Here is a 22,131-nt window from a genome sequence, read left to right on the forward strand (position 1 = left end):
ACCAGGAGAGGACTTTTGTCTCTACGCGTGATGCTGCTTGAGATACAAGCGCATGGCTTGAGAGCGCCGCTTCACATTCATTTTCTTGTACAGTTTGTAGAGATAGTTGCGGACGGTTTTTTCGGTCAACCCCAGCTCCGCGGATATTTCTTTGTTGGAGTACCCTTCCGAGACCAGGGCCAGGACCTTGTGCTCCTGTACGCTCAGCACGTCGACGGCGGCCTCCGCCTTGCCGGACGATCCGTCGCGCAGACGCTGCAGGACTTCGTGAGTCACGGCCGGATCCAACACGGTCTGGCCGGCGGCAACCTGTCTGATGGCCCGCAGCAATACATCCGGATCGATGTTTTTCAACAAGTACCCGGCGGCGCCTCCGAATACGGCGCCGACCACCGCCTCCTCGTCCGTATACGACGTCAGCATCAGCACCCGAACAGCGGGGTAGTCCGCCCGAATTTGGCGGAGGGCGGCCACGCCGCTCCCGTCGGGCAACCGCACGTCCATCAATATGACGTCGGGCACGTCGCGTTGGACGGCTTCAACGGCCTCCGCGATGGACCCCGCTTCTCCGATGACGCGTATGTCGCCGTGGCCGCCGAGGGCTGCTTTCAGCCCGAGGCGGACCACGACATGATCATCCACGATGACGACACGAATCGGCCCGCCGCCCGAGTGTGCCATTAGGCGTCCTCCTTGCAGCGGTCCCAGAAGGGCCGTGACCATGCGATGCGCGCAACGACCATATCGATGCACCCGGTCATTCGAGCAAACCTTCTTCCGTCGCATACCGCGCAAGGTCGAGGAGAGTGCGGAAACCCAGCTTCTCCTGGATTCTGGCCCGATACGTGCTCACGGTTTTTCCGCTGATATGGAGGTGTTGGGCAATTTCTTTTCGACTCATCCCTCGAGCGAACAACCGGAGCACTTCGACTTCACGGTCCGAAAGAGTCGGCGAGGCGCCGGGCGCCGGACGGACGCGCTGCCCCCGAAGAACCATCTGCACCGTCTCGACCAGTTCGTGGGCCTCGCGATTTTTCGCCAAATAGGCGACCGCGCCCGCGCGTACGGCGCGGGCGGCATACTGCGCTTCCGGAAACAAGCTGAAGACGATGATGGGGATGGACGGGCAGCAGGTGCGTGCCTTCTTGATGATGTCGATGCCGTTTCCTCCCGGCAAATTGATGTCCAGGACGACGAAAGCCCACGGCTGCGCGCAGATTTCCTCAACGACTCTGTCGGCGCCCGCCGACTCCTTGATGAGGATCGCCGGAAACGCTTTTTGCAGAAGGTCCTTGATCCCTCCTCGGACGACGGGATGGTCGTCCACAACGAGCGCTTGTTTCATTGGGGAATCCATCAATATCTTACGAACGCACCTCCTCAGGACTTTACCGGCCGCCGGCGCGAAGATTCATCATACTTCGTTGCGGTCAGCGCAAGCTGGACGAGGACGAGATGATTTTCGATGTTGATTCGGTCATCCATACTGATATTCCGCTTTTCCTTGAGAAGGTTGGCGAGCGCCCGGCTCGACTCGCTGAACCGCCTGACGGCTTGTTTTACTTCCTGCATGATGGCTTCCAGATGCCGAAAAAAGTCTGGCGTACTATAGCCGAGAGGGGCTCCTTGTCTATCAGCAAAGGCCTACATCGCCGACCTTTTTTGCGGCCCTAGTACCATTACGATTCGTAGCCACCAGGAACTCGTATCCTTACTGGTCGGGATTCACTCTGTGATTTCACTCTGTGATATATAAGAAGCGAAGAAGCGCCGTCAGACCATACTTCATTCCTGATCGAGCCGATGCCGCGATGACCGTTCAGGCGCAATTTCCGGATGAGCAAAGCACGGCGGGCGAATTCCTTCGGCAGCCCGACGCCTTTCGCCGGTCCGTCACCGCCGACGGGAGCTCGGGGTTCCCCGCCGCGGCCGGGCGCTACCATCTCTATGTCTCCTGGGCCTGCCCTTGGGCGCACCGCACCATCATCGTGCGGAAGCTCAAGCAGCTCGAGCACGTGATCGGCCTGACCGCCGTCGATCCGATCCGTGACGAGCGCGGCTGGGCGTTTCGCGAAGGCCCGGGCCATTCGCACGATGCGGTCAACGGCTTTCAATTTCTGCGCGAGGCCTACACGGCGACGGATCCGAACTATGCCGGACGCGTCACGGTGCCGGTCCTCTGGGATACGGTCACCAAGCAGATCGTGAGCAATTCGGACGACGACCTCATGCGGATGTTGAACGGCGAGTTCAATCGCTGGACGGACAGCCCGCTCGATCTGTATCCCGAAGGGCTGCGGAAGGACATCGACGAGTTGAACACGTTCATCTACGAGAACGTCAACGACGGCGTCTACCGGGCGGGATTCGCGACCTCGCAAGCCGTGTACGAGCGGGCGGCGCGGCGGCTCTTCCAGGCGCTGGATCAGTTGGAGGCCCGGCTGGCGAGCCGGCGCTATCTCTTCGGCTCGATGTTCGTCGAAACCGACTGGCGGCTGTTCGTCACGCTGGTGCGCTTCGATGCGGTGTACCACGGCCATTTCAAATGCAACGTGCGACGCATCGTCGACTATCCCAACCTGTTCGGGTATTTGAGGGACCTGTACCAAACCGACGGCATCGCGGAGACCGTCAATTTCGACCACATCAAGCGCCATTATTACATCACCCACGACGACATCAACCCGACCGGGATCGTGCCGATCGGCCCCGAGCAGGATCTCACCGGCCCGCATGGACGGGCGCGCTTGGCTTGACTCTTTCTTGCGGGCAACTCGGGTCGTTACCAGTCATCGCGCTCGGTCCTACTTGCTATGATCCGCCCCTGAAGCGTATAAGCCTACCGTGTCCGACCGTTCCGGTGCGTCTGTCGTGAACGTACGTGCCTGCCTCTTCTTCGTGATCGCGGGAGGACATCATGATGACTCGCCCTCTCTTCCTCGCTTTCGTGCTTGTCTCCGCCGTGCCGGGAATCACCGCTGCTGATGCCGGCGCGGCCGACCTGGCTGCTCCACCCGTTGCCGTCTTTGCGGCCCTGGACGACCGGTTCGAGGGCCCCGATCAGTTGCAGGCGGGGCTTACGACCCTCCGCCTCCACAATCGAGGAGAGGAGCCGCATCAACTGCAACTCTTGAAGTTGGCCGACGACAAATCGCCGGCGGATCTGGCGGCCAGTCTCCGCGAACAGGCGCAGGTGCCCCCTTGGGCCAAACATATGGGAGGACCGAACGGCGTCGGGGCGGGCGAGACGGCTGAAGCGACGGTCTACCTCGAACCGGGCACCTATGTGGTCATCTGCGCCATCCCGACGAAGGATCAGCGGCCCCACGCCGCGCTCGGCATGCAGAAAACGGTGCGCGTGACGCACACCGCGCCATCCGATGCCGAATTCATCGGCAACGTCCACATGGCGATGTTCGACTACGAATTCGTCGTCGTGCAGAAGGTGGACAGCGGGCCGCACACGTTTTACGTCGTGAATCGCGGCCATCAGGCGCATCAAGTGAGTCTCGTGCAACTCAATCCCGGCGCATCGACGGACGATATGCTGGCGGCGTTCGGATCCCCGCAGCGGTCGCCCCTGCCGGGCAAGCTCATGGGCGGCATGGCGGGTCTCGAGCCGGGCGGACGCGGGACGTTTTCCGCCTCGCTCTCGCCCGGCCGCTACGCGATGATGTGCCTCTTTCCCAATCCGGCCGCCCACGACTCCCATGCCGCGAAAGGCATGGTGATGAATTTCACCGTGGACAAATAAGGGACGGCCGGCCCCGGACTCGCGCCGGGAGCCGGCCTCCGCTCCACGCGTCGTCACCCTCCGTTCACTGCGGAGAGGCGTTCACCTTCGTCGCCTCCTTCACCGGCGGCTCGATCTTGATGTTGGGCCCCTGCACTTTCGGCAACAGCCCGGCGCCCGGCTTTTCGAGCAGCCGTTGGTCGCTCATGTTGGACAGATTCTGTCTGAGAGAATCGGACCCGAACGCGGCGGCCCCGGTCAGCGACCGCTCGCCGGTCGCGTTTCTCTGCCCCGGATCATTCGCCAGCGGCTGGCCATTCACCGGATCGACCGCCTTGCCCATCGGATAGCCTTCGTGCTTGGGCAGCATGGCGGGATTCGCCAAGACCGCGGACGCGGTCACCATCGCACCAATGAACACCGATATGATGAGCAGCGAGGTCCTCATCGTTCAACCTCCTTGCTGGACGTGAGACAACACAATGCCCCCGACGGCTCAAGGCCGCACGAGAGCGTGTCATGGAATGGGAGCACGACGCGCGGAAACGGTGGGAAGACTTTACCCCGGCTCCATACGATCCCCCGGGCGACGCTTAAGCATACTCCCGGAGAGGATCATGGAGTCAAGCGGCCGGAAAGGGCCGTGGCAGCCGGCTTCTTAATTCCCAGCTACGGAGCCGCAGTAGCTCCGTTTATGTACCGGTCTGATAGATAGCAGGGCGATAGCGCGGGCGGGGAATAGGCTTGCGTTCGGCGCGGGCGGCTTCGAGCCAGGCTTTCTTGGCGAGCTGCGCCTGACGGAGAGCCTCAGCCGGCGTCTTGCCGAAGGCGGAGCAGGCTTCGAGATCGGGAATGTCGGCGATGTAGCCTTTATCTTTCTCGCTATAAAAAATGTTGATGTGATAATCCTTCATGGCTCGTCTCCGGTTTCAAGAGTTAGATTATACCGCTCGACGATATCAAGCAACTGGCGCACTTGGTAGGGCTTCGCTTTTCCACCGACTTCTTGAAGGTTAATCAGTTCCTTAACCCGGGGATGCACAAAAATGTGATGACTTCCTCTGGTCCGAGACAATCGATATCCGAAGGCCTTCGCTAGGGCCACGGCCTCTGTGAACCGCAAGTTTTTTGATCCCGCCAGCGCCTTTACGAGTAATTTCTGTTTATTCATGTAGGGGCTTGATTGGCATGGGGACGATTGTGCGCGAGTCTAGGGGGAAGAGAATGACATGTCAATTTTTGGTGAGGCAGGATTGGACGAAGACCTACTTCCCCAGCATGCCCAGGCCCCGTAGCTCGTCGAGCCACGCCATTCGCCGCTTGTCGGTCAGGCTCTCGATGTTGCCGATCAAGGTCGTCCGGATGGGACGAATGCCGCAGAAGCCGAGGATGTTCCGCTTGAGGCTCTTCACGCTGTGCGCCAGGAAGATCCACCGATAGGCGAACGCCGACATACCCATCGTGACGGCGATTCTGGCCGACTTGCCGGTAAGAAGCTTTTTCGGCAGCTTCCCGCCTTGATACTCGGCGCCGAATCCAGGGCGGAACACCTGTTCGAAGAAGCCTTTGAGCAGCGCCGGCATCGATCCGTGCCAGAGCGGATACAGCAGCACGAGATGATCCGCCCAGCGAATCGCCTCCTGCGCTTCCATGATCGAAGCCGGCGGGCTCTTTTCGAAGTCCTCCTTCGTCCGCAGCAGCGGGAATTCCAGCGCCGCCACCTCGATCCGCTTCACGTCATGCCCACTGTCCTCCGCGCCTTTGGCATACTCGTCCGCCAGCGCATGGCCGAAGTGGCGCCGTGACGCATCGGGATGGCCTTGGATGATCAGAATGCGCCTGCTCATAGTTTCGCCGCTCGCGATGATTCAGAACAGAGGATGATGTGGAGCGCTTGCAACGGGCGCGGAAGGGTCGGTCCCTCCTGCATTGCCATAGAACCGCCAGGCGCCCTTTTCCTTCACCAGATAATGGATCTCCCGGACCCAACTATCGATCGTCACCGGCTTGCCCGTCTGTTTCTCGGTCCCGTACAGGCCGCCGGTGCAGGTCACGTACGCTTTGCTCACGCCGCCCGCCTGCGCCAGTTTCACCTCCGTGAAGACATGCTTCGACGAGACCGCACCATAATGCGCGAAGACCTCCCCCCACACCCGCCCCACATCGGACCGTTTCAGTCCGTGGTAATTGTAGGCCGGCGCATAAAACGGCATCAGCGCCTCGACGTCGCCCTTCTGCACAGCTTGCTCCGCCCGATCGAAGGCGGCCACGAGTTCCTTCATCGCCTTGCGCTCGTGTTCGGGCAAGCTTCCCGCTGACACTTCGACGGCCGAGGCCACCGGTCCGGGAACGGACCATTCGAATGAAACCAGCAGTCCGAGTAGCACAAGCAGGGCGACCGGCTTGCTGCTCGTGCTGGGCGACGCACTTACGAGGGTTAGGACGCGCACTATGGCGGCCGGCAGACTTCTCATCGGACGGTTCCAGGTACAGCGAGCACGCTGTAATCTCTCAGCAAGACGGATGCCGAACACGCCATATTGAATGACCGTGGGAACTCCCCGTGTCGGCAGGAGAAATTCCTCTCCCACGCTGCTGATCACGCATTCCAGGTTGATGAGCCGGCAATCGGCTGCGAGCATGAGGGCAGCACATCGCCCCACAAAGCTTCGGGGCAGATGGATCGGTTCTGGGTGACATACTGATCCACCAAGCGCCCGAGCATCACGTCGCCGGTCAGCGCAATCTTCATCGCTTGAAGGACCTTTATTCTCGATTGAGGTCATCCCGTTGTTCCCGTTAAGATGACCGACGAGGCACAGATTGCTTACCTTACTCCCTGCGTCCGCCGGCATCCTCATTAGGAGCGCATTGATGAGCGTCTTCTGGGCTGCGCTCGCCTTCGGCGCGCCTCAGCCCGCTTCGGAGACGCCGACCGAAGTCGTCCGCGCAACCCTCTCGGAAGTGATCCGCATCCTCGAAGACCCCAAGATGAAAGACCCGGCCAAACTCGCCCCGCGGCGCCGCCTGCTGGAAGACGTGATCGCCGAGCGCTTCGATTATGCCGAAATGTCCAAGCGGGCGTTGGCCGCCCAGTGGCCCAAGCTCACGCCGGCGCAACAGAAAGAATTCGTCGATCTCTTCAAATCGTTCCTCTCGGATCGCTATGCCGGAAAGATCGAAGGCTATTCCGGCGAGCAGGTGGAGTATTTGAACGAGCGGCTGGAAGGCCGCTATGCGGAAGTCCGGACGAAGCTGGTCTCCAAGAAGACGGAGATCCCGATGGACTACCGGCTCATCAATAAGAGCGGCCGATGGTACGCCTACGACATCATCGTGGACGGCGTCAGCTTGGTCAAAAACTACCGCAGCCAGTTTGAAAAGATCATGCGATCGGATTCCTATGAGGAACTCGTCACACGATTGCGCAACCGCACCGTCGCCGAAGACCAGAAAGAGAAACGCTGACCGCCCGTCAGCCCGCTACGTGGCCGCCGGAAATTTTCGCAATCCGACCCGCCCCGCCAGCTCATGCAGTTTCTCGTGCACGGATTCGTTGTTATACGACTGGACCTCCGCGAGCGCGAGGCAATAGTCGGTCAAGGCCTCCAGCCACAGTTTTTGATTCTCACAGGTCACGGGTCCTTGGCGCGCTTCGTCGATCCTGAACTCCACCTCCTTGAGCTTGGCCACGGCGTCTTCCAAGTGCTTCGGTACCGGCATGCGTCCCTCCCTTCCGGCTCTCGCCTCGCGTCCCTCAGGGGTTCCATGATTTCGATTTCGGCATGGATGGAACAAGCATTCTGTGTGCCATACCGCCTATACAAGACAGCAAGTCTGTTGCTGACGGCAACTGCCGACTTCCCTTGGCTTTATGTCTCATCGTACAGCATCGATTCTTAGAACCGATCCGCCATCGACGGACTTCCTGTCCTCTTTTGATACGATTCGCTGTCGCACCGGAGTATGATGAGCGGGATTGACCCTGAGGAATCAGCCGTTATCTGGTAACTGAGCGGAGGCCTCGGTGAGAGGAACACTCAAGGGAATCGAGGTCGAGCGCTGGGGCGGTGAGCAGGCCCGCAGGTGAGCGGGAAGCCTAAAGCCCCTCCAAAGACCTCCACAGTAGATGCAAAGCTCTCTAGACCTGCCTCCGCTCCGGTGTTTGCCTTCCTACAGAGAACTCCCATAAATGAGTGGTAGTGTGGGCCGCACCCATGATGAGGACGTTTGTCACGGGTCTGCTGCGATTTGCCACGGGACTCGTCGTACCCTGTTGATTTCCGCTACAGACTTCCATCTCTCGGCGCGCCCGTTCCTTTCGTCAGGCCTACCATTCGCAAGGAGATTGTCGGACAAGAGACGCCCGGCTGTTGGTCTCTTCCTTGCAGAACCCGTGCTCGCATCACGACGAGCCGTAGCCACAGGAGGTCTTACCGATGCCGACTCATCCGATACCTGTCTTGTCCATCTTCTGCCTGGCCCTTAGCCTCTGCTTGTCGCCGGCCTCCAATGGTGAAGCCAAGACGCAGCTCACACCGAACACGATTCAGGAAGTGGACCAACAAACCGTGAGCGAACTGGTAGTCACGTTTGAGGAAGCCGAGCGGGCGATGCAAGCCCACGATCTGGACGGCGTCATGGTCTTGTATTCGGACGAGTACGACTATCACGGCCTGAAGAAGGCGGACGTCCGGAACATTTGGCGCAAGCTGTTCGACCACTATCAGGAATTGGAGAGCGTCCATACATTTTCGATGATCCGCCGGCTTGGTCCGGCCAGCAAGCTCACGGCGGAAATGACCTGTACGGGCGTCATCTGGGGCACCTCGAAACAGACGACGCTACGCACCCCGATCGACAGCTGGTATGAAGAGGTGCATTACCTCCGAAAGGAAAACGGCCGCTGGCGAATCGTCGGGCATGCCGGCGGGAACGTGCAACCCATCCTCCAGTTCGGCATCGCTCCGCATCCCTTGTTCTGATGCACGATCGCCATGTTGAAAGAATCCACAGTGCCGTGTGGCGGCCTGCCCTGTTACGCGACAACGATCCGTGCCTGTTTGTCCCGGCGCCCCCTCCAACCCGTTGAAAACCTGCCCCGGAGAGTTAGTTCATCGGATATCGCCACTGTGGCATTGTCGATGCATTTTCGGGTTCATGACAGGTGTATGACGTCGGAAAAGCGTTCATAGTCATATTTATTATTCTTCCCGCGAAAGGAGAGGTGTTATGAGCGCGCTGACGAGGTGGGAACCGCTGAAGGGCCATTGGAATCCGTGGAAAGATCTGGAGGAGCTGGAAAAACGCCTGGCTACCATGTGGGGGAGGTCGCCGGCCAAGGGCGACGGCGACAAGGAAGCGATGACGGTCGCCGAGTGGTCCCCGCTGGTCGACATCGCCGAAGACGACAAGGAATATACGGTGAAGGCGGAACTCCCGGAGATCAAGAAGGAGGATGTGAAGATCACCGTGCAGGACAATGTGCTCGCCATTTCCGGGGAGCGCAAATACGAGAAGGAGGAAAAGGGGAAAAAATACCATCGCGTGGAACGGGCGTACGGGAGCTTCATGCGCAGCTTCACGCTCCCCGAGGACGCCGATGGGGCGAAGGTCGCCGCGGAATACAAGGACGGCATCCTGAAGGTGCATGTGCCGAAGTCGGAGAAGGCCAAGCCGAAGTCCATCGAGGTGAAGGTGGCCTGAGGAGCGAGGTCCAGGTTCAGGCCTCTTCCCTCAACCTCAGCCTTCTTGGAAAGGAGGACGCCATGATTCGCCATCCGGATTACCTCGACATTCCGTGGGACATCCATTGGCGGACCGAGCCTCAGCAGCACCATGGGTTCGGATGGTGGCTCGTCGCCGCGAGTGCGTTGTTGGCGCTGTTCCTGATCGGGGTCAGAGTCACAAGCGGCACGTTGGGGTAAGAAGGGAGGGAGCGTGGTGTTGTTCGACGATCGCCGGCATGCCGGAATTCTGCTGGCGAAAGAACTCGAAGCGTTTCGGGGCAATCCCGCCGCAGTGATCCTTGCGCTCCCGCGAGGCGGCGTGGTGGTCGGCCACGAGCTCAGCCTGGCGCTGCATCTGCCGCTGGACGTGTTCATCACGCGCAAGATCGGTCTCCCGGAGTGTCCGGAGTATGCGATTGGAGCGGTCAGCGAAACCGGCTCTGTGTATCTCAATCCCGACGCGGCGGGCACCGTCCCGCGTGAAGATATCGCCGGCTTGGTGGAGGCGCAGCGCCATGAGATCGCCCGCCGCCAAACGCTCTACCGGCAAGGCAAGCCGCTCCCTTCGCTGCACAACAAAACCGTCATCGTGGTCGACGACGGGATCGCGACGGGATCCACCTTCTTCGCCACCATCGAGGCGCTCCGAACACTGGCGCCGGACCGCATCATCGCGGCGATTCCCGTGTCGCCGCCGTCGACCGCCGCCAAGGTCCGCGCCCTAGTAGACCATTCCGTCATCCTCGCCACCCCGGAGTTCTTCGGCGCCGTCGGGGAATTCTACGTCAATTTTCAGCAGGTCGAGGATGAGGACGTCGTCCGCTGTCTGGAGCAAGCGGAGCAGGTCTACCGGACGCGGCCGTGCGACGTGCGTTGAGGTTCACAGTCACTGATAAGGGGAACTGATGAGAGTCATCGCGGGCGTCGATTGGTCGGAGGAATCCTTCGCCGCAGTGGAGCAGTTGGGGCAGCTCTACCGGCCGGAGGAAGTCGTGATCGCCCACGGCGTGGACCTCGGCATGTTCCAATCGCCGATGGTGGCGGAGGCGGTGAATTTGCAGGGGTACGACGAATTCCGCCAAGCGATGATCGACGCGGGTCAGCGGGTGGTGGATCGCGCCCGGACGCTGCTGCCGGCGGACATCCCTTCGGTCAAGACCGTCTGCGACATCCATCACGCGGCCTCCTTCATCACCGATCAGACACAGGCGCTGAAGGCGGACCTGGTGGTCGTGGGCACGCACGATCGTTCGCGGGTGACGGAGCTGTTTGTCGGGAGCGTGTCGCACGATGTGCTGCTTCATGGCGGCACGACCACGCTCATCGTCAAGCGGAAAGCGGCGCCGGTGTCCCGCGTGCTCATCGCCGTGGAGGGCCGCGCCGACGCGACGCGCGTCCAGACCTGGCTGACGACCCATCCCTTCAGGACTCCGGTGGCCGCCGCCGTGCTCTGCGTCGTGCCGACGTTCCAGATGCTGGATCCGCATCCGGTCATCGGATTGCAGAAACTGGTGGAAGAAAATATCCGCCAAGCCGAGCAACTGGTCCGCGGTACTGCGCAAGCCTTGGCGAGCCCGCACTATTCCACATCGTCGGAAGTCCGCACCGGCGATCCGGTCACCGCGGTGTGCGACGCGGCGCGCTCGTACGATCTCCTGGTCGTCGGCTCGCACGGTCGGACGGGCCTCGACCGCTTTCTGTTGGGCAGCATCTCCCACGGCATCGTGCACCGAGCCGGCCTCTCGGTGCTCGTCGTCCGATAGCGCCGCTGGAACGGCGGAGAAGGAAGAACCCATGACACGCACCCCCCTCGTCGGCGCGCTCTGCGCGGTTGTGCTCACAAGCTCATGGGCGGTCGCCCAGATTCCGCGCGGAAATCCGGACGCCGGCCAACAGATCTATCAGCAGCATTGTCTCCGCTGCCATGGCTCCAAGCTGGACGGCAACGGGCCGGACAGCAACGATCTGATCGTCCGGCCGGCCAATCTCACCTCGCCCGCTTCCCGCTCCAAGAGCGACTGGGAATTGCTGGTCACCATTTCCAACGGCGCGCTGTTCACGCCTATGCACAGTTTCCGGGGAAAGCTGAACGACCAGCAGATGCTGGACGTGCTGTCCTACATCCGATCCGTCGCGCCGTCCGACTCCGTGAGCTAACGCGCCGGACGCTGGCTGAAGCTGGCCGGCGGCACCGTGATGGCCGGACTGGGGTTCGTCCTGCTCTTCGCGCCGGACTGGTTGATTCCCTAGGGCACCGCCGATGAAACACCTTCGTCCGCTCTATGTCCCGCCGTTGCAAGCCGACCGCGCGGAAGCCGGGTCGTTGATCCTGCGCGACGGGACCACGGCCGCCATCCGGCTCGCCCAGCCGGCGGACCGGACGCGCGTGCGTGAGTTCGTGGCCCGGCTGTCGCCCGAGTCCAGACGCCATCGGTTTTTTTCGGAGGGCGCCCCGCCGGATGAGATGATCGCGGCCCTGTGCGACTCATCCCGTCCCCGCGTCCAGCTGACGCTGCTCGTCACGCGGATCGCCGACGGCGACGCGCGCATCATCGCCGCCGGCTCCTATTGGGCCAAGGACGAGCAGACGGCCGAAGTCGCGATGGCCGTGGACGACGCGTTCCACGGAAAGGGACTGGGCACGCTGCTGCTGGAACGGCTGGCCTTGCTCGCCATTCGCCACGGCTTCTCGCGCCTCTGGGCCGTGACGCATGCCGAGAACGCCGCCATGCGGGAAGTCTTCCGGGAATCCGGCTTTACGGCGCGCGAAGCCTATGAAGCGGGCGACATGCACGTCGAATTGTCGCTGATCCCGACCGAGACGACGGTCGCCCGCGCGGAAGTCCGGGAGCGGCTTGCCGCGGCCGCCTCCCTCCGGCCCTTTTTTCATCCGCACTCGGTCGCCGTCATCGGCGCCTCGCGGCGGTCCACGAGCATCGGCTACCGATTGCTGGAAGCGATCGCGGTGAACGGGTTTCACGGGGCCGTCTATCCGGTCAATCCCAAGGCCGCCGAGCTCGCCGGGCTCCGCTGCTATCCCTCTATGCGCGACATTCCAGGGCCGGTGGATCTGGCCGTCGTCGTGGTGCCGCGGGACGCGGTGCCGGGCGTCGTACAGGAGTGCGCGGCCAAGCAGATTCGGGCGCTGATCGTCATCACCGCCGGATTCGCCGAAGCGGGGCCGGAAGGCGCGGCGCTCCAGGCCCGCCTGGTGGAGACGGTGCGCCAACGGGGCATGCGGATGATCGGCCCTAACTGCTTCGGCCTCTTGAACACCGACCCGGACGTGCGGCTCAACGCCACGTTCAGCCCGCTGTTTCCACCGGCGGGCCGCGTCGCGATGTCATCCCAGAGCGGCGCCATCGGCCTCGCGATCCTGGCCGGAGCGCGACGCACCCATCTGGGCATTTCGTCCTTTGTCAGCGTCGGCAACAAGGCCGACGTATCGACCAACGACTTGCTGCAGTACTGGGAAGAAGACGAGGCGACCGGCGCCATCCTCCTGTATATGGAGTCGTTCGGGAATCCCCGCCGCTTCGCGCGGATCGCCCGCCGCGTCGGCCGCCGGAAACCGATCGTCGCGGTGAAGGCCGGCCGAAGCCGGTCCGGAGGCCGCGCGGCCGGCTCGCATACCGCGGCGCTCGCCGTGAGCGACGTGGCGGTCGACGCCTTGTTCCGCCAGACCGGCGTCCTGCGCGCCGATACGTTGGACGACATGTTGGCGCTGGCCGCCGGCTTGTCCCAGCAACCCTTGCCGCTCGGGCGGCGGGTGGGCATCATTACCAACGCGGGGGGACCGGCGATCCTCTGCGCCGACGCCTGCGAGGCACAGAACCTGACGGTGCCGGCCCTGTCACCGGCGATACAGCGGGCGCTCGCAACCTTTCTCCCCGCGGCGGCCGCGCTGGCCAATCCCGTCGATCTGATCGCTTCGGCCGGCGCGGAACACTATCGGCGGTCCATCGAAACGGTCTTGGCGACGGACGAGATCGATGCGCTGATCGTCCTCTATACCTCCGTGACCGCGGAGGACCAGGCACCGATCGCCCGCGGAATCGAAGCGGGGATCGCGAACGGACGCAAGCGCGGCGCCGCGGCGAAACCGGTGCTCATCTGCTGGATGGCCGAAGGAGACGCCGATCGAACCTTTTGCTTGCCCTCCGAAACCGTCCCGGCGTACGGGTTGCCGGAAACGCCGGCGCTGGTTCTGGGCAAAGCGGCTGCCTATGCCGACTGGCGAGCGCAGCCGGCCGGCACCATCGTGGATTTCGACGATCTGGGTCTGCCGGAGGCCCGCGCCATTTGCTCGACGGCATTGGCCCGGCGCGGGCCGGGCTGGCTCACGACCGACGAGACGAGGCGCCTCTTGAGCGTGGCGGGATTGCCCGTGCAACCGGGCGGGCTGGCGCACACGGCCGATGAAGCCGCAGTCCTGGCCGCACGCATCGGATTTCCCGTCGCCGTCAAGCTGGCCTCGCACCGGATCGTCCATAAAACGGAATTCGGCGGGGTGCGCCTCAACCTGACGAGCGAAGCGGCCGTTCGGGACGCGTTCGAGGCGATTCGCGCGGGGCTGGCTCAGGATGGGCAGGTTGAGGCCATGGAAGGGGTGCTGGTTCAGCCGATGGTCTCCGGAGGCGTCGAGGTGATGGTCGGGATGACGCAGGATCCGTCGTTCGGCCCGTTGATCGCCTTCGGCCTGGGCGGCATCCACGTCGAAATCCTCGGCGACGTGCAATTTCGCGTCACGCCCTTAAGCGATCGCGACGCGTCCGACATGGTCCGGAGCATCAAGGGCTTTCGCCTGCTCACCGGCTACCGCGGACATCCGGCCGCCGATGTAGGGGCCATCGAAGACGTCCTGTTGCGCGTCTCCCGGCTGGTCGAAGAGCTTCCCGAGATCGGCGAGCTCGACTTCAACCCGATCTTCGCCCTCCCGCCCGGCCAAGGCTGCCGCATCGTGGATGCCAGAATCCGCCTGAAGGGGGGAACGCTAGTCGACGGCCCGCTTGCGACGACCCCCGGCTGCACGGCGCGTCACGGCATGAGACTGCCTATCCACATAGGCATCTAGAAGCCGACGGATCATCCGTTGATATTGGGTATGGTGCCGTGACGCTTCTGCCTTGAAAAACTCGACACTTTTCTTGCTCAGCGCCAGAGTCACCTTGACGCCCTCCTCGCGAAAAGCCAATTCGGCGGGCGAAGGAAGAAAGTCTTGAATCACCCGAATCTCTCCGAGCGGCTCATCGGTGTATTTGATTTTCGCGCTCATAGATCGCTTTCCCTTTGCGCCAATACCCGGCGCCGATGATACGAATCACTGAAGCCCGATATACGAACCGCACCGTCAGAATGCCCCCGTCCACTTCGCCGAAGCAATAGAAGCGATCCTCCGACTGGCTATGCGTGAGATCCTTTGCGATGACACGTCGAGGATCGGCAAAGGCGTACTGCGCTCGCTGAAACGACACGCCGTGCTTGATTCGATTGGCGGCGTCCTTGTCAGAATCCCACTCGAAGCGCGTCGGAGCCATCTGCCTCGTCGCAGACTAGCACAAGGCAATACTTTCTACCATATCAGTTTATGGCTTCCCGGCATCGCTCAGGATTCTTGGCCTGGAGGGACGGCAGCGGCAGGAGCAGAACTCTCTTTCTTGGCACCGTCTCTGCGGCCCGTCGAGGCGAGTCACACTCGCCTCGACGGGATCCGATGCAAGAGCGATGACAGATGGCTACGATGCCATGCGATACACCCAACGGGACATCTCGCGGTTCCGCTCCGCCTGCGCTTTGGCCTCGCGCGCCATCGCGCTCAGGAGCAGCCCCGCCATAAAAATCGTGCCGAGCCCGACGACCGCGGCGATCAGCAAGCCGAGCGGAATGTCGGGCCAGGATGCCGGTTGAGTAGAGCGCGCCGCAGGCTCGTCCTGCAACGACTCGAGCGCCGCCAGCAGCTGCAGCCGGTCGGACAGAGCATCGGTCCGGACGGCGGCCATGATCGCACCAGCCAACTGCCGTTGATTCTCGCCGAGCGCTTCACCGGACGCCGCTTCCACGGACGTCAGGTGCGCGATCGCCGCGCCCATCCGCTCCTGGACGGCGGCGCTCTGCTGCCGGTACCGCCGGACCGCATCGATGATCGCCTGGCCCAACATCGGTTGCCAGCTCGCCTCGAACTCCCGGTTCATCCGGAGCCCGGTCGCCTCAGTCTTGCCGATCATGCTCGTATTGAACGCCGAGTCCAGGCGGTCGCCCGACAACAGTCCGCTTCGGACTCCCCGCTTGGTGAAGTTGACGATGGACCGTCCCAGCACGCCCTGCACGCGGGCGAGATGCTGAGCCGGCATCGCCACCGCCAGACGAGCCACGCCGCCCACGGGATCGTCGAAGCGGGCCTGCAGATCGTGGTACGCCATGGTGGCCCGGTTCCATTCCGACACCGCGTCGGCCTGCGCGGCGTTGAACCGGCTTTCGAGCAGCATCCGATCCACGATGGCTTGCCCGAGCGCCGGCTGGAGCCAGACCATGCCGCTTGGATCGTCGGAGAACTGTTCTGCGGAGACGGCTTGCGGAGAGACGGCTTGCAGCGTGCCGGCCGTGGCGACGAAGAACAGGATCGCCCCGAACATGATGGCGCTCATGCCGACGCCGACGATGATATCGAGCGCGTTGAATCGGTATGACATATGAACCTCCTTTGTTCAGGCAGCTCGGCACGCGGCAAGCGCGCCGCCCGCCGGCGAACGGTGAGCAGGTGCGTGGGGGGCGTGAGGCGCCGGCCACGGATGGATGACGAGGGAAGAGAACGGGATTGTGGACGCGCGCAGCAGGGGCTGCGCAATCGAATGACAACCACGCTCTTGGTCGGAAGACCGCGTAAGGGAGAAGAGGCCGCACTCGGCAGGGTCGCGCCGTTGGATGAGGGCTCCACGGAAGACCATGCCGCCACCTCTGAAGACAGGCGGTTATTGAACGGACGGATTTACTCTACGCTCGGCCGGAAACCCGGTCAAGAGGCCGGAACCCAAGGGTGCCGGCGGGCCACAGCGAATCATGGCAGCGTCTGAAGCCACGCCCGGATGTCGGCGAGTTGCTTCGAGGTGACGGTATCCTTGAGCGGCGGCATCATGTGCCGGCCTTCTGACAGAATCCTGTCGAACGCCTTGTCGTTCGACAACACCGGATTGCCGGCCAGCCGCGGGCCGATGCCGCCGGCCGCTCTCGGGCCGTGACACACGACGCAGCTCGCGTTGTACAGCTCCTCGCCTTTCGCTGGATCGCCGGCCGGAGACGTCCGGCTGTCGGTGTGACCGGATGGGGCCGCTTGCACGCCGGCGGCGGCTGCGAGGAGACACATCGCCATGATGGGCCGTCGCTTCACCGTTGCGCTCCTCTTGAGCCTTCGCGCCTGAGCACCGCGAGATACGCCAACGTGTCGGCGAGCTCCCGGTCGGTCATCGTCGTATCCGGAAACATGGCCGTGCCTTCGTGTCCTTCACGGATCAATTTGGCGCGCGCCTTGTCGGTCTTGAGTCGCAGGCTCTTGGGATTACGCAGATCGGATGGCGGCGGATTGAGGCGCGCGATCAAGGCAGCGGTGTCCACTTCCAGTTTCGGGCGCTTGTCGCGATAGCCGTCCACCCCGTGGCAGTAATGGCACACCCCCTTGCCGTTGAAGACACTGCGACCGGCTTCGGCGTTGCCTAACAGAGTCTGCGCCGTTCCTATTGTTGGCGAAGCGTCAGAAACGGCCCAACACATCATGACGGACATCAGCACCCCCACTGAGACATCCCGTCGCCGTCGCATCGTCCTTCCCTCAGTGTGAATGGGTGCCGCAGCACGTGCGGTAGCGGTCCTCGGGAATGTCCTGCATCTGCCGGTACACGAGCGTTCGTTCGTCTTCGGTCGTCACGTGGTCGATCGAGGGATAGAGCACCCGCTCCTCCTTCATGTTGTGCGCCCCGAGCAGGGCCAACAACTGCTGCTCTTCCCGGTCGCTCTCCGGGTCACCTTCTGCGACCTTCTGATGGATCGCCTCAAGCAGCGCGCCGATCTGGCGATGCTCCGCCCGCATGACGAAGGTGGGGCCGCCTTCGGACATGCCGGTCTTTTCCTTCCACAGCGGAAACAGGAGATCCTCTTCCCAGACGATGTGCCGTTGCAGGCCGACCTTGAATTCCTTGAAGGCCTCCTTGGCCCTGGCAAAATCCGATCGCTTCAGTCGCTGAAAGGTGGTGAATAGCTCGTCCAGCCGGTCATGGTCTCGTTCGTAGTAGGTCCTGATGGTGTCTTGCTCCGTCATGCTGCCTCCCGCTAGTCAGGAAGGATCGCGGACTTTGTATTCCACGTGGCACGCCACGCAGGCCTTGAGCACGTTGTTCAGGCGCGGCAAGATTTGTTTGAGGTCCGTAACACCGTGACGAGTGCGCACAGGACCGTCGCTCGATACCCCCATCGTGCCGTATTACACATGGGCCCGCACCCACCGTACGATGTCCGGCGTCCCCATCGCGCCCGGCTGCCGCGCCACCTCGCGTCCCCCGCGAAACAGCGTCAGCGTCGGGATGCTGCTGATGCCGAAACGGGCCGCCAAGGCCTGCTCTTCCTCCGTGTTCACCTTCGCCAGCCGAACGGCCGGTTCGAGCAGCTTCGCCGCTTGTTCGTACGCCGGCGCCATCATCTGACAGGGTCCGCACCAGGAAGCCCAAAAGTCGACCACCAGCGGAATGTCGGAGCGCGTCGCATGGAGGTCGAAGTCGGATGACGTGAGCGCGATCGGATGTGCGGTGAAGAGCGGCTGATGACATTGGCCGCAGTTGGGCCGATCGCTCAGCCGAGCCGCCGGCACCCGATTCACGCTCCGGCAATGGGGACAGACGAGATGCAGCTTCCGATCCATGTCAGCCTTCGACCGATTGCCAATAGGCATCGACCCGCTCTTGAATGTGCCGGATCGCCTCCTCCTGCCTGGCCGGCTCGAACAGATGCCGGAAGCGACCCTGCAGCTTGAGGTACTCTTCCACCGGTTTACGCTTCAGAACATAGGTGTGCGTGACCTCTCCGTCGGTCTTGGCGCCCTGCCCTCCTCGGCCGTGAAAACGAATCGACAGCACGCTCTGTCCTCAGCTACAGCACTTCTCCATTCGCTCTTTCATCGCTTCTTTGCCGGCTTTGACGGCCGCTTCGACATCGGCCCGCTTCTCGGCCATGAATTGCTTGCCGCGTTCGATGGTTTCATCGAGGGCGATCCGGGCCTCCTTGGCTTTCTCGATCACTTCTTCCTCCGCTCTCTTGGCATAGCCCTTCAACGCCCGCCGCGTCTCTTCTCCGGACTTGGGAGCGAGCAGGACGCCAGCGACGGCTCCGGCGAGGGCGCCTCCCAGAAAAGCGAGAATCACGGTTTGCGGCGAACAAGTCATCTTTTGATTGTCCATGGCACCCCTCCGTTGTGAAAAGCCTGTCCGTCGAAAAAGCGAGGTTCATGCCAGGATATCGCCTAGAGAGACTGTCGATTCCCCCTATCTGACAAGATGTTGCAGAGGCAGGAAAAGACCGATTGTATCTCCCTGGGGCATTCCAGGTCTGAAAGAAATCTCCGCTGTTGCAAAAGGCGACAACAACATTTCGTCTACAGGGGCTGGAGCGGTTCTATCCCTGATGCATGCGCAAGATGATAATCCTCATTCCGTAGCCGGAATGGAGATCAAGACCGCACCGAGCACATCGTTGAGCTTGTAGTCATGTTTCGGGCTCGCCGCGTGCGCGTTGTGACAGCTGACACAAATGGACGAGACCGCGCGATCCGCATAGAGGGCCTCGAAGCGCCTGGTTCCTCCTTCGGTGACGAATCCTTTATACGGGCGGTCGGGGTCGGCCATGACGGCTTCCAATCCCTTTCGTTCGAATTCCGTCGAAGGCCCGCTCTGCTTGTTGATCGGATGGAGCGCGATGAGCCGGTATCGCACCTGCACGCCCGTGAGGGCCGCCAGGCTGGACGACTCCTGGAAGAACTGAGCGGGCAGCGGCAACGCGCTCGCCGAGCGCCAATTCTCCGACGCCTCGATCACACCCCGACGCTGCATGCGTTCCACGACATGGACCGTATAAAAGGTCCGGTCGGAGGCCAGCACGGCATGGATGTAATCCACGACCGTTTCCACAGGAACCGCGGCCGACTCCTTGCCGACCGACGCGGCACCGGCCGGACCGCAGAGATAGAGTATGACCGCAGTTGTTGCGAGCAGGATGCTTCTAAACGGCATGAGGCACCTCCTCTTTCAGCGCCGGGGCAGGACATCGGGAAGTCGAAACCGGGAGACGCGGACCGTACTAGGGCTTCAGTTCTCCGACCTTCGCGCTCACTTCTTCACGATCACGCCGCAGGCGACCCGCGGGCCGCCCGGCGCATCTTTGGTCGGTGGATCGGGCAAGTACTTGTCTCTACCTGCTTTCTTGCGAACTCAATGCCTGCCGATGCGCAGGGGCGTCCGCGAGTGACTGTAGGAAAACCGGTGTGTTAGCGAAAACGGATCGAAGTGGAGGAAAGGATACTGACGCAAAACGACTCAGCAAAGTGTGCTGATGTGGGGAACGCCGCTACGGGGCGGTGTTCAGGACGTTAGGCACGTGCATGAGGAGGCATTAGCGACCGCAGCGTTCCCCCTCACATTCTCCCTGGCCGCCTCTTGGGCCCCGATGATCCATCTCATCCATCCCTCTTCCACGTCCCATGCCGCGACCATGGCCGCCGGCGAAGGTGCGCTCGTACTGGATGATCGACCAGATTTCTTCGTCGCTCAGCACGCTGCCGAAGCCGATCATCGAGGTCCCGGGAGATCCGTGCTTGATGACCCAGAAGATTTCCCCGTCGGTGCGATGGCGCCAGAATCCATGATGATGAAAATTGCGCGGCGCCGGATCGAGGCCGGCGGCTGCGGGACCGTTGCCCATCCCGTCCCTGCCGTGGCAATTGAAACAAGTCCCTTTACCGTTGTAGAGCGCCTTCCCTGTTGCCAGCGTCTCGGGCGATTCAGGAAGCGGGTTGGTGAGCGCACGCGCTTCGGCCAGCTGGTCCGCCGGCACGCGCGGCTGCATCATGTGGCGCTCGGCTCCGATCACGTCCGATGTCGCCGCAACGAGCAGCACCACGCCCGCCGACACAGTTCCCCACTGCCGCACGATCCACCCCCTTCGTTCGCCCGCATCACGCTTCACGCGTCACGAGCTATAGATCCAGCTCCACCATTTCGCGGTGGAACCTGGTGACGATGTTCGGATCCGGAGCCAGCCGGATCTGCGCCTGTTCCTTGCCTTTGTACGGCAGGAGATTCAGCACGTAGCGCAGGCTTTCCAGCCGGGCGGCCTGCTTGTCGTTGGCCTTCACGATGATCCAGGGACTGAACGTCGTGTGGGTCTTGCTGAACATCTCTTCCTTGTAGCGGGTGTAGTCGTCCCACAGCTCCTGGGCCTTTTCATCGACCGCGCTGAACTTCCATTGCTTGAGCGGATTGTTGCGCCGGGCTTCGAACCGCCTGAGCTGCTCCTCTTTGGAGATGGAAAACCAGAATTTGATGATGACGACGCCGTCTTCATAGAGCATGTGCTCGAATTCGGTCACCTGCTGCATGAACCGCTGGTGGTCCTTCTTGCTGCAGAACCCCATCACCGGCTCGACCACCGCACGGTTGTACCAGCTGCGGTCGAAGAAGACGATCTCGCCCTTGTTCGGCAATTGGCGGATGTAGCGCTGGAAATACCATTGCCCCCGCTCCTCGTCCGTCGGTTTCGGCAGCGCCACGACCCGCATGGCCCGCGGATTGAGGTGTTCGGTGAACCGTCGAATCGTCCCGCCTTTGCCCGCGGCGTCGCGGCCTTCCACGAGGATGGCAATGCGCTGTCCGGCGCTTTGCACCCACCGCTGCAGCCGGACCAATTCCACTTGCAGCGCGCGCAGCTCTTCTTCGTAGAGCAGCGTCTTGCGCACCTCGGTCAAGTCCACTGAGCGATTCTGGAGCAGCTGAATCAATCCTTTGCGGGTGTTGACGCGGCGCAGATCCTCCTCGGTCAGCCGGCGTCCATCCTGCCCCATTCCGCCGTCTTGACGGGCGCGATACCCGTCTCCCTCGCGCGGGACGACGGTGGGAATGCGCTCCAGTTCTTCAGCCAGCTTGGCGCCATCGCCGTCATGGCGCTCTTTGCGTGGAGGCGACTTGTCGCTCGCGTCGTTTTCATCTGACATGGGATCCCCCTTTGTGCTCGCCCATTGGAATCAGAAGGCCACGTTGCGATCCCGCTCCGCCACCGCCTTGATGTACTCCGGCATGCCTTTGATGGCGGCGCCCGCCACCAAGTCGGACCCGCCGATCTGGCGCGCGACCGCGCAGGCTCCGCAGACCCAGATCGGCACGCCGGCCGCCTGCACGGCCGCGAGCAGATCTTTCAACGGTGTGAGATTCACCCCGCTCACATGGTCCGCGGTGCCCTTCCGTCCCAGCGTCACCGCTTCGTTCCAGAGCCAGAGCACGACGTCGTGCCCCTGCTCCTTGGCCGTCTTCGCCGCCATGAACGGCAGCGTCGCCATCGTCGGATCGTCCGTGCCTCGACTGCCGGAAATGATGAAACTGGCCATTCCTATCCTCCATCGCTCGTTAGTCGTATCTCGTG

32 protein-coding genes are annotated in these 22,131 nt (G+C 62.4%); 10 read left to right on the forward strand and 22 right to left on the reverse strand.

Features of this window, described 5'->3' with window-relative positions:
* Nucleotides 1-21 precede the first annotated feature (21 nt).
* The 3 genes from NITMOv2_RS17990 to NITMOv2_RS18000 form a co-directional block, all read right to left on the reverse strand.
* Nucleotides 22-681 (reverse strand): response regulator, encoded by a 660-nt coding sequence (locus NITMOv2_RS17990; RefSeq protein ID WP_053381182.1) that lies wholly within the window; start codon nucleotides 679-681, stop codon nucleotides 22-24.
* A gap of 76 nt (nucleotides 682-757) precedes the next feature.
* Nucleotides 758-1,345, reverse strand: a complete 588-nt coding sequence (locus NITMOv2_RS17995; RefSeq protein ID WP_053381183.1) for a response regulator transcription factor — start codon at nucleotides 1,343-1,345, stop codon at nucleotides 758-760.
* Between the two features lie 35 nt (nucleotides 1,346-1,380).
* Nucleotides 1,381-1,572: a hypothetical protein gene (locus NITMOv2_RS18000; RefSeq protein ID WP_053381184.1), complete on the reverse strand. Its 192-nt coding sequence runs from the start codon at nucleotides 1,570-1,572 to the stop codon at nucleotides 1,381-1,383.
* Between the two features lie 239 nt (nucleotides 1,573-1,811).
* On the opposite strand from NITMOv2_RS18000, the gene NITMOv2_RS18005 reads away from it, so the two are divergent.
* Nucleotides 1,812-2,756, forward strand: coding sequence for a glutathione S-transferase family protein (locus tag NITMOv2_RS18005; RefSeq protein WP_053381185.1), 945 nt, complete (start codon nucleotides 1,812-1,814; stop codon nucleotides 2,754-2,756).
* Between the two features lie 161 nt (nucleotides 2,757-2,917).
* Nucleotides 2,918-3,754 carry a hypothetical protein gene (locus NITMOv2_RS18010; RefSeq protein ID WP_053381186.1) on the forward strand — a complete coding sequence of 279 codons (837 nt, stop codon included), beginning with the start codon at nucleotides 2,918-2,920 and terminating at the stop codon, nucleotides 3,752-3,754.
* Between the two features lie 64 nt (nucleotides 3,755-3,818).
* On the opposite strand, the gene NITMOv2_RS18015 is transcribed toward NITMOv2_RS18010, so the two are convergent.
* From NITMOv2_RS18015 to NITMOv2_RS23630, 6 genes are all read right to left on the reverse strand, one after another.
* A complete protein-coding gene (locus NITMOv2_RS18015) occupies nucleotides 3,819-4,181 on the reverse strand; it encodes a hypothetical protein (RefSeq protein ID WP_053381187.1) in 363 nt (120 codons plus the stop codon).
* 244 nt (nucleotides 4,182-4,425) lie between these two features.
* Complete coding sequence (locus tag NITMOv2_RS18020) at nucleotides 4,426-4,647, reverse strand: type II toxin-antitoxin system HicB family antitoxin (RefSeq protein ID WP_053381188.1); 222 nt, start codon at nucleotides 4,645-4,647, stop codon at nucleotides 4,426-4,428.
* Nucleotides 4,644-4,904: a type II toxin-antitoxin system HicA family toxin gene (locus NITMOv2_RS18025; protein ID WP_053381189.1), complete on the reverse strand. Its 261-nt coding sequence runs from the start codon at nucleotides 4,902-4,904 to the stop codon at nucleotides 4,644-4,646. Before NITMOv2_RS18025 ends, NITMOv2_RS18020 begins: the two co-directional genes overlap by 4 nt.
* A 94-nt stretch (nucleotides 4,905-4,998) precedes the next feature.
* A complete protein-coding gene (locus NITMOv2_RS18030; RefSeq protein WP_053381190.1) occupies nucleotides 4,999-5,580 on the reverse strand; it encodes an NAD(P)H-dependent oxidoreductase in 582 nt (193 codons plus the stop codon).
* Nucleotides 5,581-5,601: 21 nt separating this feature from the next.
* Entirely contained in the window at nucleotides 5,602-6,207 is a 606-nt protein-coding gene (locus NITMOv2_RS18035) for a YybH family protein (protein WP_145976413.1), read from the reverse strand.
* Nucleotides 6,208-6,332: 125 nt separating this feature from the next.
* Nucleotides 6,333-6,485, reverse strand: coding sequence for a CapA family protein (locus tag NITMOv2_RS23630; protein WP_145976414.1), 153 nt, complete (start codon nucleotides 6,483-6,485; stop codon nucleotides 6,333-6,335).
* Between the two features lie 122 nt (nucleotides 6,486-6,607).
* On the opposite strand from NITMOv2_RS23630, the gene NITMOv2_RS18040 reads away from it, so the two are divergent.
* Nucleotides 6,608-7,201 carry an MlaC/ttg2D family ABC transporter substrate-binding protein gene (locus NITMOv2_RS18040; RefSeq protein ID WP_053381192.1) on the forward strand — a complete coding sequence of 198 codons (594 nt, stop codon included), beginning with the start codon at nucleotides 6,608-6,610 and terminating at the stop codon, nucleotides 7,199-7,201.
* Nucleotides 7,202-7,216: 15 nt separating this feature from the next.
* On the opposite strand, the gene NITMOv2_RS18045 is transcribed toward NITMOv2_RS18040, so the two are convergent.
* Nucleotides 7,217-7,456: a hypothetical protein gene (locus NITMOv2_RS18045; RefSeq protein ID WP_053381193.1), complete on the reverse strand. Its 240-nt coding sequence runs from the start codon at nucleotides 7,454-7,456 to the stop codon at nucleotides 7,217-7,219.
* 716 nt (nucleotides 7,457-8,172) lie between these two features.
* On the opposite strand from NITMOv2_RS18045, the gene NITMOv2_RS18050 reads away from it, so the two are divergent.
* The 7 genes from NITMOv2_RS18050 (at nucleotide 8,173) to NITMOv2_RS18075 (ending at nucleotide 14,536) form a co-directional block, all read left to right on the forward strand.
* Nucleotides 8,173-8,718, forward strand: coding sequence for a Cif family virulence factor (locus NITMOv2_RS18050; RefSeq protein ID WP_053381194.1), 546 nt, complete (start codon nucleotides 8,173-8,175; stop codon nucleotides 8,716-8,718).
* A 247-nt stretch (nucleotides 8,719-8,965) separates the two neighbouring features.
* Nucleotides 8,966-9,439, forward strand: coding sequence for an Hsp20/alpha crystallin family protein (locus NITMOv2_RS18055; RefSeq protein WP_053381195.1), 474 nt, complete (start codon nucleotides 8,966-8,968; stop codon nucleotides 9,437-9,439).
* Nucleotides 9,440-9,501: 62 nt separating this feature from the next.
* A complete protein-coding gene (locus NITMOv2_RS24080; RefSeq protein WP_187299260.1) occupies nucleotides 9,502-9,660 on the forward strand; it encodes a hypothetical protein in 159 nt (52 codons plus the stop codon).
* 13 nt (nucleotides 9,661-9,673) lie between these two features.
* On the forward strand, nucleotides 9,674-10,339 hold the full coding sequence (locus NITMOv2_RS18060; RefSeq protein ID WP_053381196.1) for a phosphoribosyltransferase: 666 nt from the start codon (nucleotides 9,674-9,676) through the stop codon (nucleotides 10,337-10,339).
* Between the two features lie 28 nt (nucleotides 10,340-10,367).
* Nucleotides 10,368-11,225, forward strand: coding sequence for a universal stress protein (locus NITMOv2_RS18065; RefSeq protein ID WP_053381197.1), 858 nt, complete (start codon nucleotides 10,368-10,370; stop codon nucleotides 11,223-11,225).
* A gap of 31 nt (nucleotides 11,226-11,256) precedes the next feature.
* Entirely contained in the window at nucleotides 11,257-11,619 is a 363-nt protein-coding gene (locus NITMOv2_RS18070) for a c-type cytochrome (RefSeq protein ID WP_053381198.1), read from the forward strand.
* 103 nt (nucleotides 11,620-11,722) lie between these two features.
* On the forward strand, nucleotides 11,723-14,536 hold the full coding sequence (locus NITMOv2_RS18075) for a bifunctional acetate--CoA ligase family protein/GNAT family N-acetyltransferase (RefSeq protein WP_083448169.1): 2,814 nt from the start codon (nucleotides 11,723-11,725) through the stop codon (nucleotides 14,534-14,536).
* A gap of 172 nt (nucleotides 14,537-14,708) precedes the next feature.
* Here NITMOv2_RS18075 and NITMOv2_RS18080 read toward each other — a convergent pair whose 3' ends face one another.
* The 12 genes from NITMOv2_RS18080 to NITMOv2_RS18135 all read right to left on the reverse strand — a co-directional run bounded on the left by NITMOv2_RS18080 (nucleotide 14,709) and on the right by NITMOv2_RS18135 (nucleotide 22,096).
* The gene (locus tag NITMOv2_RS18080; RefSeq protein ID WP_053381199.1) at nucleotides 14,709-14,999 is read right to left on the reverse strand and encodes a BrnT family toxin; all 291 of its coding nucleotides are present in this window, start codon (nucleotides 14,997-14,999) and stop codon (nucleotides 14,709-14,711) included.
* 198 nt (nucleotides 15,000-15,197) lie between these two features.
* Entirely contained in the window at nucleotides 15,198-16,151 is a 954-nt protein-coding gene (locus NITMOv2_RS18085; RefSeq protein WP_053381200.1) for a hypothetical protein, read from the reverse strand.
* A gap of 365 nt (nucleotides 16,152-16,516) precedes the next feature.
* The gene (locus tag NITMOv2_RS18090) at nucleotides 16,517-16,846 is read right to left on the reverse strand and encodes a c-type cytochrome (protein ID WP_053381201.1); all 330 of its coding nucleotides are present in this window, start codon (nucleotides 16,844-16,846) and stop codon (nucleotides 16,517-16,519) included.
* The gene (locus NITMOv2_RS23635; RefSeq protein WP_145976415.1) at nucleotides 16,843-17,274 is read right to left on the reverse strand and encodes a c-type cytochrome; all 432 of its coding nucleotides are present in this window, start codon (nucleotides 17,272-17,274) and stop codon (nucleotides 16,843-16,845) included. The genes NITMOv2_RS18090 and NITMOv2_RS23635 overlap by 4 nt, the downstream gene beginning before the upstream one ends.
* A gap of 10 nt (nucleotides 17,275-17,284) precedes the next feature.
* Entirely contained in the window at nucleotides 17,285-17,770 is a 486-nt protein-coding gene (locus tag NITMOv2_RS18100) for a hemerythrin domain-containing protein (RefSeq protein ID WP_053381203.1), read from the reverse strand.
* 162 nt (nucleotides 17,771-17,932) lie between these two features.
* Entirely contained in the window at nucleotides 17,933-18,367 is a 435-nt protein-coding gene (gene trxC, locus NITMOv2_RS18105) for a thioredoxin TrxC (protein WP_053381204.1), read from the reverse strand.
* 1 nt (nucleotide 18,368) lies between these two features.
* Entirely contained in the window at nucleotides 18,369-18,581 is a 213-nt protein-coding gene (locus NITMOv2_RS18110) for a hypothetical protein (protein ID WP_053381205.1), read from the reverse strand.
* 9 nt (nucleotides 18,582-18,590) lie between these two features.
* Entirely contained in the window at nucleotides 18,591-18,902 is a 312-nt protein-coding gene (locus NITMOv2_RS18115; RefSeq protein WP_053381206.1) for a YtxH domain-containing protein, read from the reverse strand.
* Nucleotides 18,903-19,148: 246 nt separating this feature from the next.
* Nucleotides 19,149-19,730, reverse strand: a complete 582-nt coding sequence (locus NITMOv2_RS18120) for a Tll0287-like domain-containing protein (RefSeq protein WP_083448171.1) — start codon at nucleotides 19,728-19,730, stop codon at nucleotides 19,149-19,151.
* 379 nt (nucleotides 19,731-20,109) lie between these two features.
* The gene (locus tag NITMOv2_RS18125) at nucleotides 20,110-20,682 is read right to left on the reverse strand and encodes a c-type cytochrome (protein ID WP_145976416.1); all 573 of its coding nucleotides are present in this window, start codon (nucleotides 20,680-20,682) and stop codon (nucleotides 20,110-20,112) included.
* Nucleotides 20,683-20,692: 10 nt separating this feature from the next.
* The gene (gene ppk2, locus NITMOv2_RS18130; RefSeq protein WP_053382149.1) at nucleotides 20,693-21,556 is read right to left on the reverse strand and encodes a polyphosphate kinase 2; all 864 of its coding nucleotides are present in this window, start codon (nucleotides 21,554-21,556) and stop codon (nucleotides 20,693-20,695) included.
* A 180-nt stretch (nucleotides 21,557-21,736) separates the two neighbouring features.
* Nucleotides 21,737-22,096 (reverse strand): DsrE family protein, encoded by a 360-nt coding sequence (locus tag NITMOv2_RS18135; protein ID WP_053381208.1) that lies wholly within the window; start codon nucleotides 22,094-22,096, stop codon nucleotides 21,737-21,739.
* Nucleotides 22,097-22,131 lie beyond the last annotated feature (35 nt).

This window comes from Nitrospira moscoviensis (assembly GCF_001273775.1).
Taxonomy (GTDB): domain Bacteria; phylum Nitrospirota; class Nitrospiria; order Nitrospirales; family Nitrospiraceae; genus Nitrospira_D; species Nitrospira_D moscoviensis.

What these genes read in the sequence shown, in the direction of transcription:
- NITMOv2_RS17990 (WP_053381182.1), bottom strand. Translation starts at nt 681, where the DNA reads ATGGCACACTCGGGCGGCGGGCCGATTCGTGTCGTCATCGTGGATGAT.
- NITMOv2_RS17995 (WP_053381183.1), bottom strand. Translation starts at nt 1,345, where the DNA reads ATGAAACAAGCGCTCGTTGTGGACGACCATCCCGTCGTCCGAGGAGGG.
- NITMOv2_RS18000 (WP_053381184.1), bottom strand. Translation starts at nt 1,572, where the DNA reads ATGCAGGAAGTAAAACAAGCCGTCAGGCGGTTCAGCGAGTCGAGCCGG.
- NITMOv2_RS18005 (WP_053381185.1), top strand. Translation starts at nt 1,812, where the DNA reads ATGACCGTTCAGGCGCAATTTCCGGATGAGCAAAGCACGGCGGGCGAA.
- NITMOv2_RS18010 (WP_053381186.1), top strand. Translation starts at nt 2,918, where the DNA reads ATGATGACTCGCCCTCTCTTCCTCGCTTTCGTGCTTGTCTCCGCCGTG.
- NITMOv2_RS18015 (WP_053381187.1), bottom strand. Translation starts at nt 4,181, where the DNA reads ATGAGGACCTCGCTGCTCATCATATCGGTGTTCATTGGTGCGATGGTG.
- NITMOv2_RS18020 (WP_053381188.1), bottom strand. Translation starts at nt 4,647, where the DNA reads ATGAAGGATTATCACATCAACATTTTTTATAGCGAGAAAGATAAAGGC.
- NITMOv2_RS18025 (WP_053381189.1), bottom strand. Translation starts at nt 4,904, where the DNA reads ATGAATAAACAGAAATTACTCGTAAAGGCGCTGGCGGGATCAAAAAAC.
- NITMOv2_RS18030 (WP_053381190.1), bottom strand. Translation starts at nt 5,580, where the DNA reads ATGAGCAGGCGCATTCTGATCATCCAAGGCCATCCCGATGCGTCACGG.
- NITMOv2_RS18035 (WP_145976413.1), bottom strand. Translation starts at nt 6,207, where the DNA reads ATGAGAAGTCTGCCGGCCGCCATAGTGCGCGTCCTAACCCTCGTAAGT.
- NITMOv2_RS23630 (WP_145976414.1), bottom strand. Translation starts at nt 6,485, where the DNA reads ATGAAGATTGCGCTGACCGGCGACGTGATGCTCGGGCGCTTGGTGGAT.
- NITMOv2_RS18040 (WP_053381192.1), top strand. Translation starts at nt 6,608, where the DNA reads ATGAGCGTCTTCTGGGCTGCGCTCGCCTTCGGCGCGCCTCAGCCCGCT.
- NITMOv2_RS18045 (WP_053381193.1), bottom strand. Translation starts at nt 7,456, where the DNA reads ATGCCGGTACCGAAGCACTTGGAAGACGCCGTGGCCAAGCTCAAGGAG.
- NITMOv2_RS18050 (WP_053381194.1), top strand. Translation starts at nt 8,173, where the DNA reads ATGCCGACTCATCCGATACCTGTCTTGTCCATCTTCTGCCTGGCCCTT.
- NITMOv2_RS18055 (WP_053381195.1), top strand. Translation starts at nt 8,966, where the DNA reads ATGAGCGCGCTGACGAGGTGGGAACCGCTGAAGGGCCATTGGAATCCG.
- NITMOv2_RS24080 (WP_187299260.1), top strand. Translation starts at nt 9,502, where the DNA reads ATGATTCGCCATCCGGATTACCTCGACATTCCGTGGGACATCCATTGG.
- NITMOv2_RS18065 (WP_053381197.1), top strand. Translation starts at nt 10,368, where the DNA reads ATGAGAGTCATCGCGGGCGTCGATTGGTCGGAGGAATCCTTCGCCGCA.
- NITMOv2_RS18070 (WP_053381198.1), top strand. Translation starts at nt 11,257, where the DNA reads ATGACACGCACCCCCCTCGTCGGCGCGCTCTGCGCGGTTGTGCTCACA.
- NITMOv2_RS18075 (WP_083448169.1), top strand. Translation starts at nt 11,723, where the DNA reads ATGAAACACCTTCGTCCGCTCTATGTCCCGCCGTTGCAAGCCGACCGC.
- NITMOv2_RS18080 (WP_053381199.1), bottom strand. Translation starts at nt 14,999, where the DNA reads ATGGCTCCGACGCGCTTCGAGTGGGATTCTGACAAGGACGCCGCCAAT.
- NITMOv2_RS18085 (WP_053381200.1), bottom strand. Translation starts at nt 16,151, where the DNA reads ATGTCATACCGATTCAACGCGCTCGATATCATCGTCGGCGTCGGCATG.
- NITMOv2_RS23635 (WP_145976415.1), bottom strand. Translation starts at nt 17,274, where the DNA reads ATGCGACGGCGACGGGATGTCTCAGTGGGGGTGCTGATGTCCGTCATG.
- NITMOv2_RS18100 (WP_053381203.1), bottom strand. Translation starts at nt 17,770, where the DNA reads ATGACGGAGCAAGACACCATCAGGACCTACTACGAACGAGACCATGAC.
- trxC (WP_053381204.1), bottom strand. Translation starts at nt 18,367, where the DNA reads ATGGATCGGAAGCTGCATCTCGTCTGTCCCCATTGCCGGAGCGTGAAT.
- NITMOv2_RS18115 (WP_053381206.1), bottom strand. Translation starts at nt 18,902, where the DNA reads ATGGACAATCAAAAGATGACTTGTTCGCCGCAAACCGTGATTCTCGCT.
- NITMOv2_RS18120 (WP_083448171.1), bottom strand. Translation starts at nt 19,730, where the DNA reads ATGCCGTTTAGAAGCATCCTGCTCGCAACAACTGCGGTCATACTCTAT.
- ppk2 (WP_053382149.1), bottom strand. Translation starts at nt 21,556, where the DNA reads ATGGGGCAGGATGGACGCCGGCTGACCGAGGAGGATCTGCGCCGCGTC.
- NITMOv2_RS18135 (WP_053381208.1), bottom strand. Translation starts at nt 22,096, where the DNA reads ATGGCCAGTTTCATCATTTCCGGCAGTCGAGGCACGGACGATCCGACG.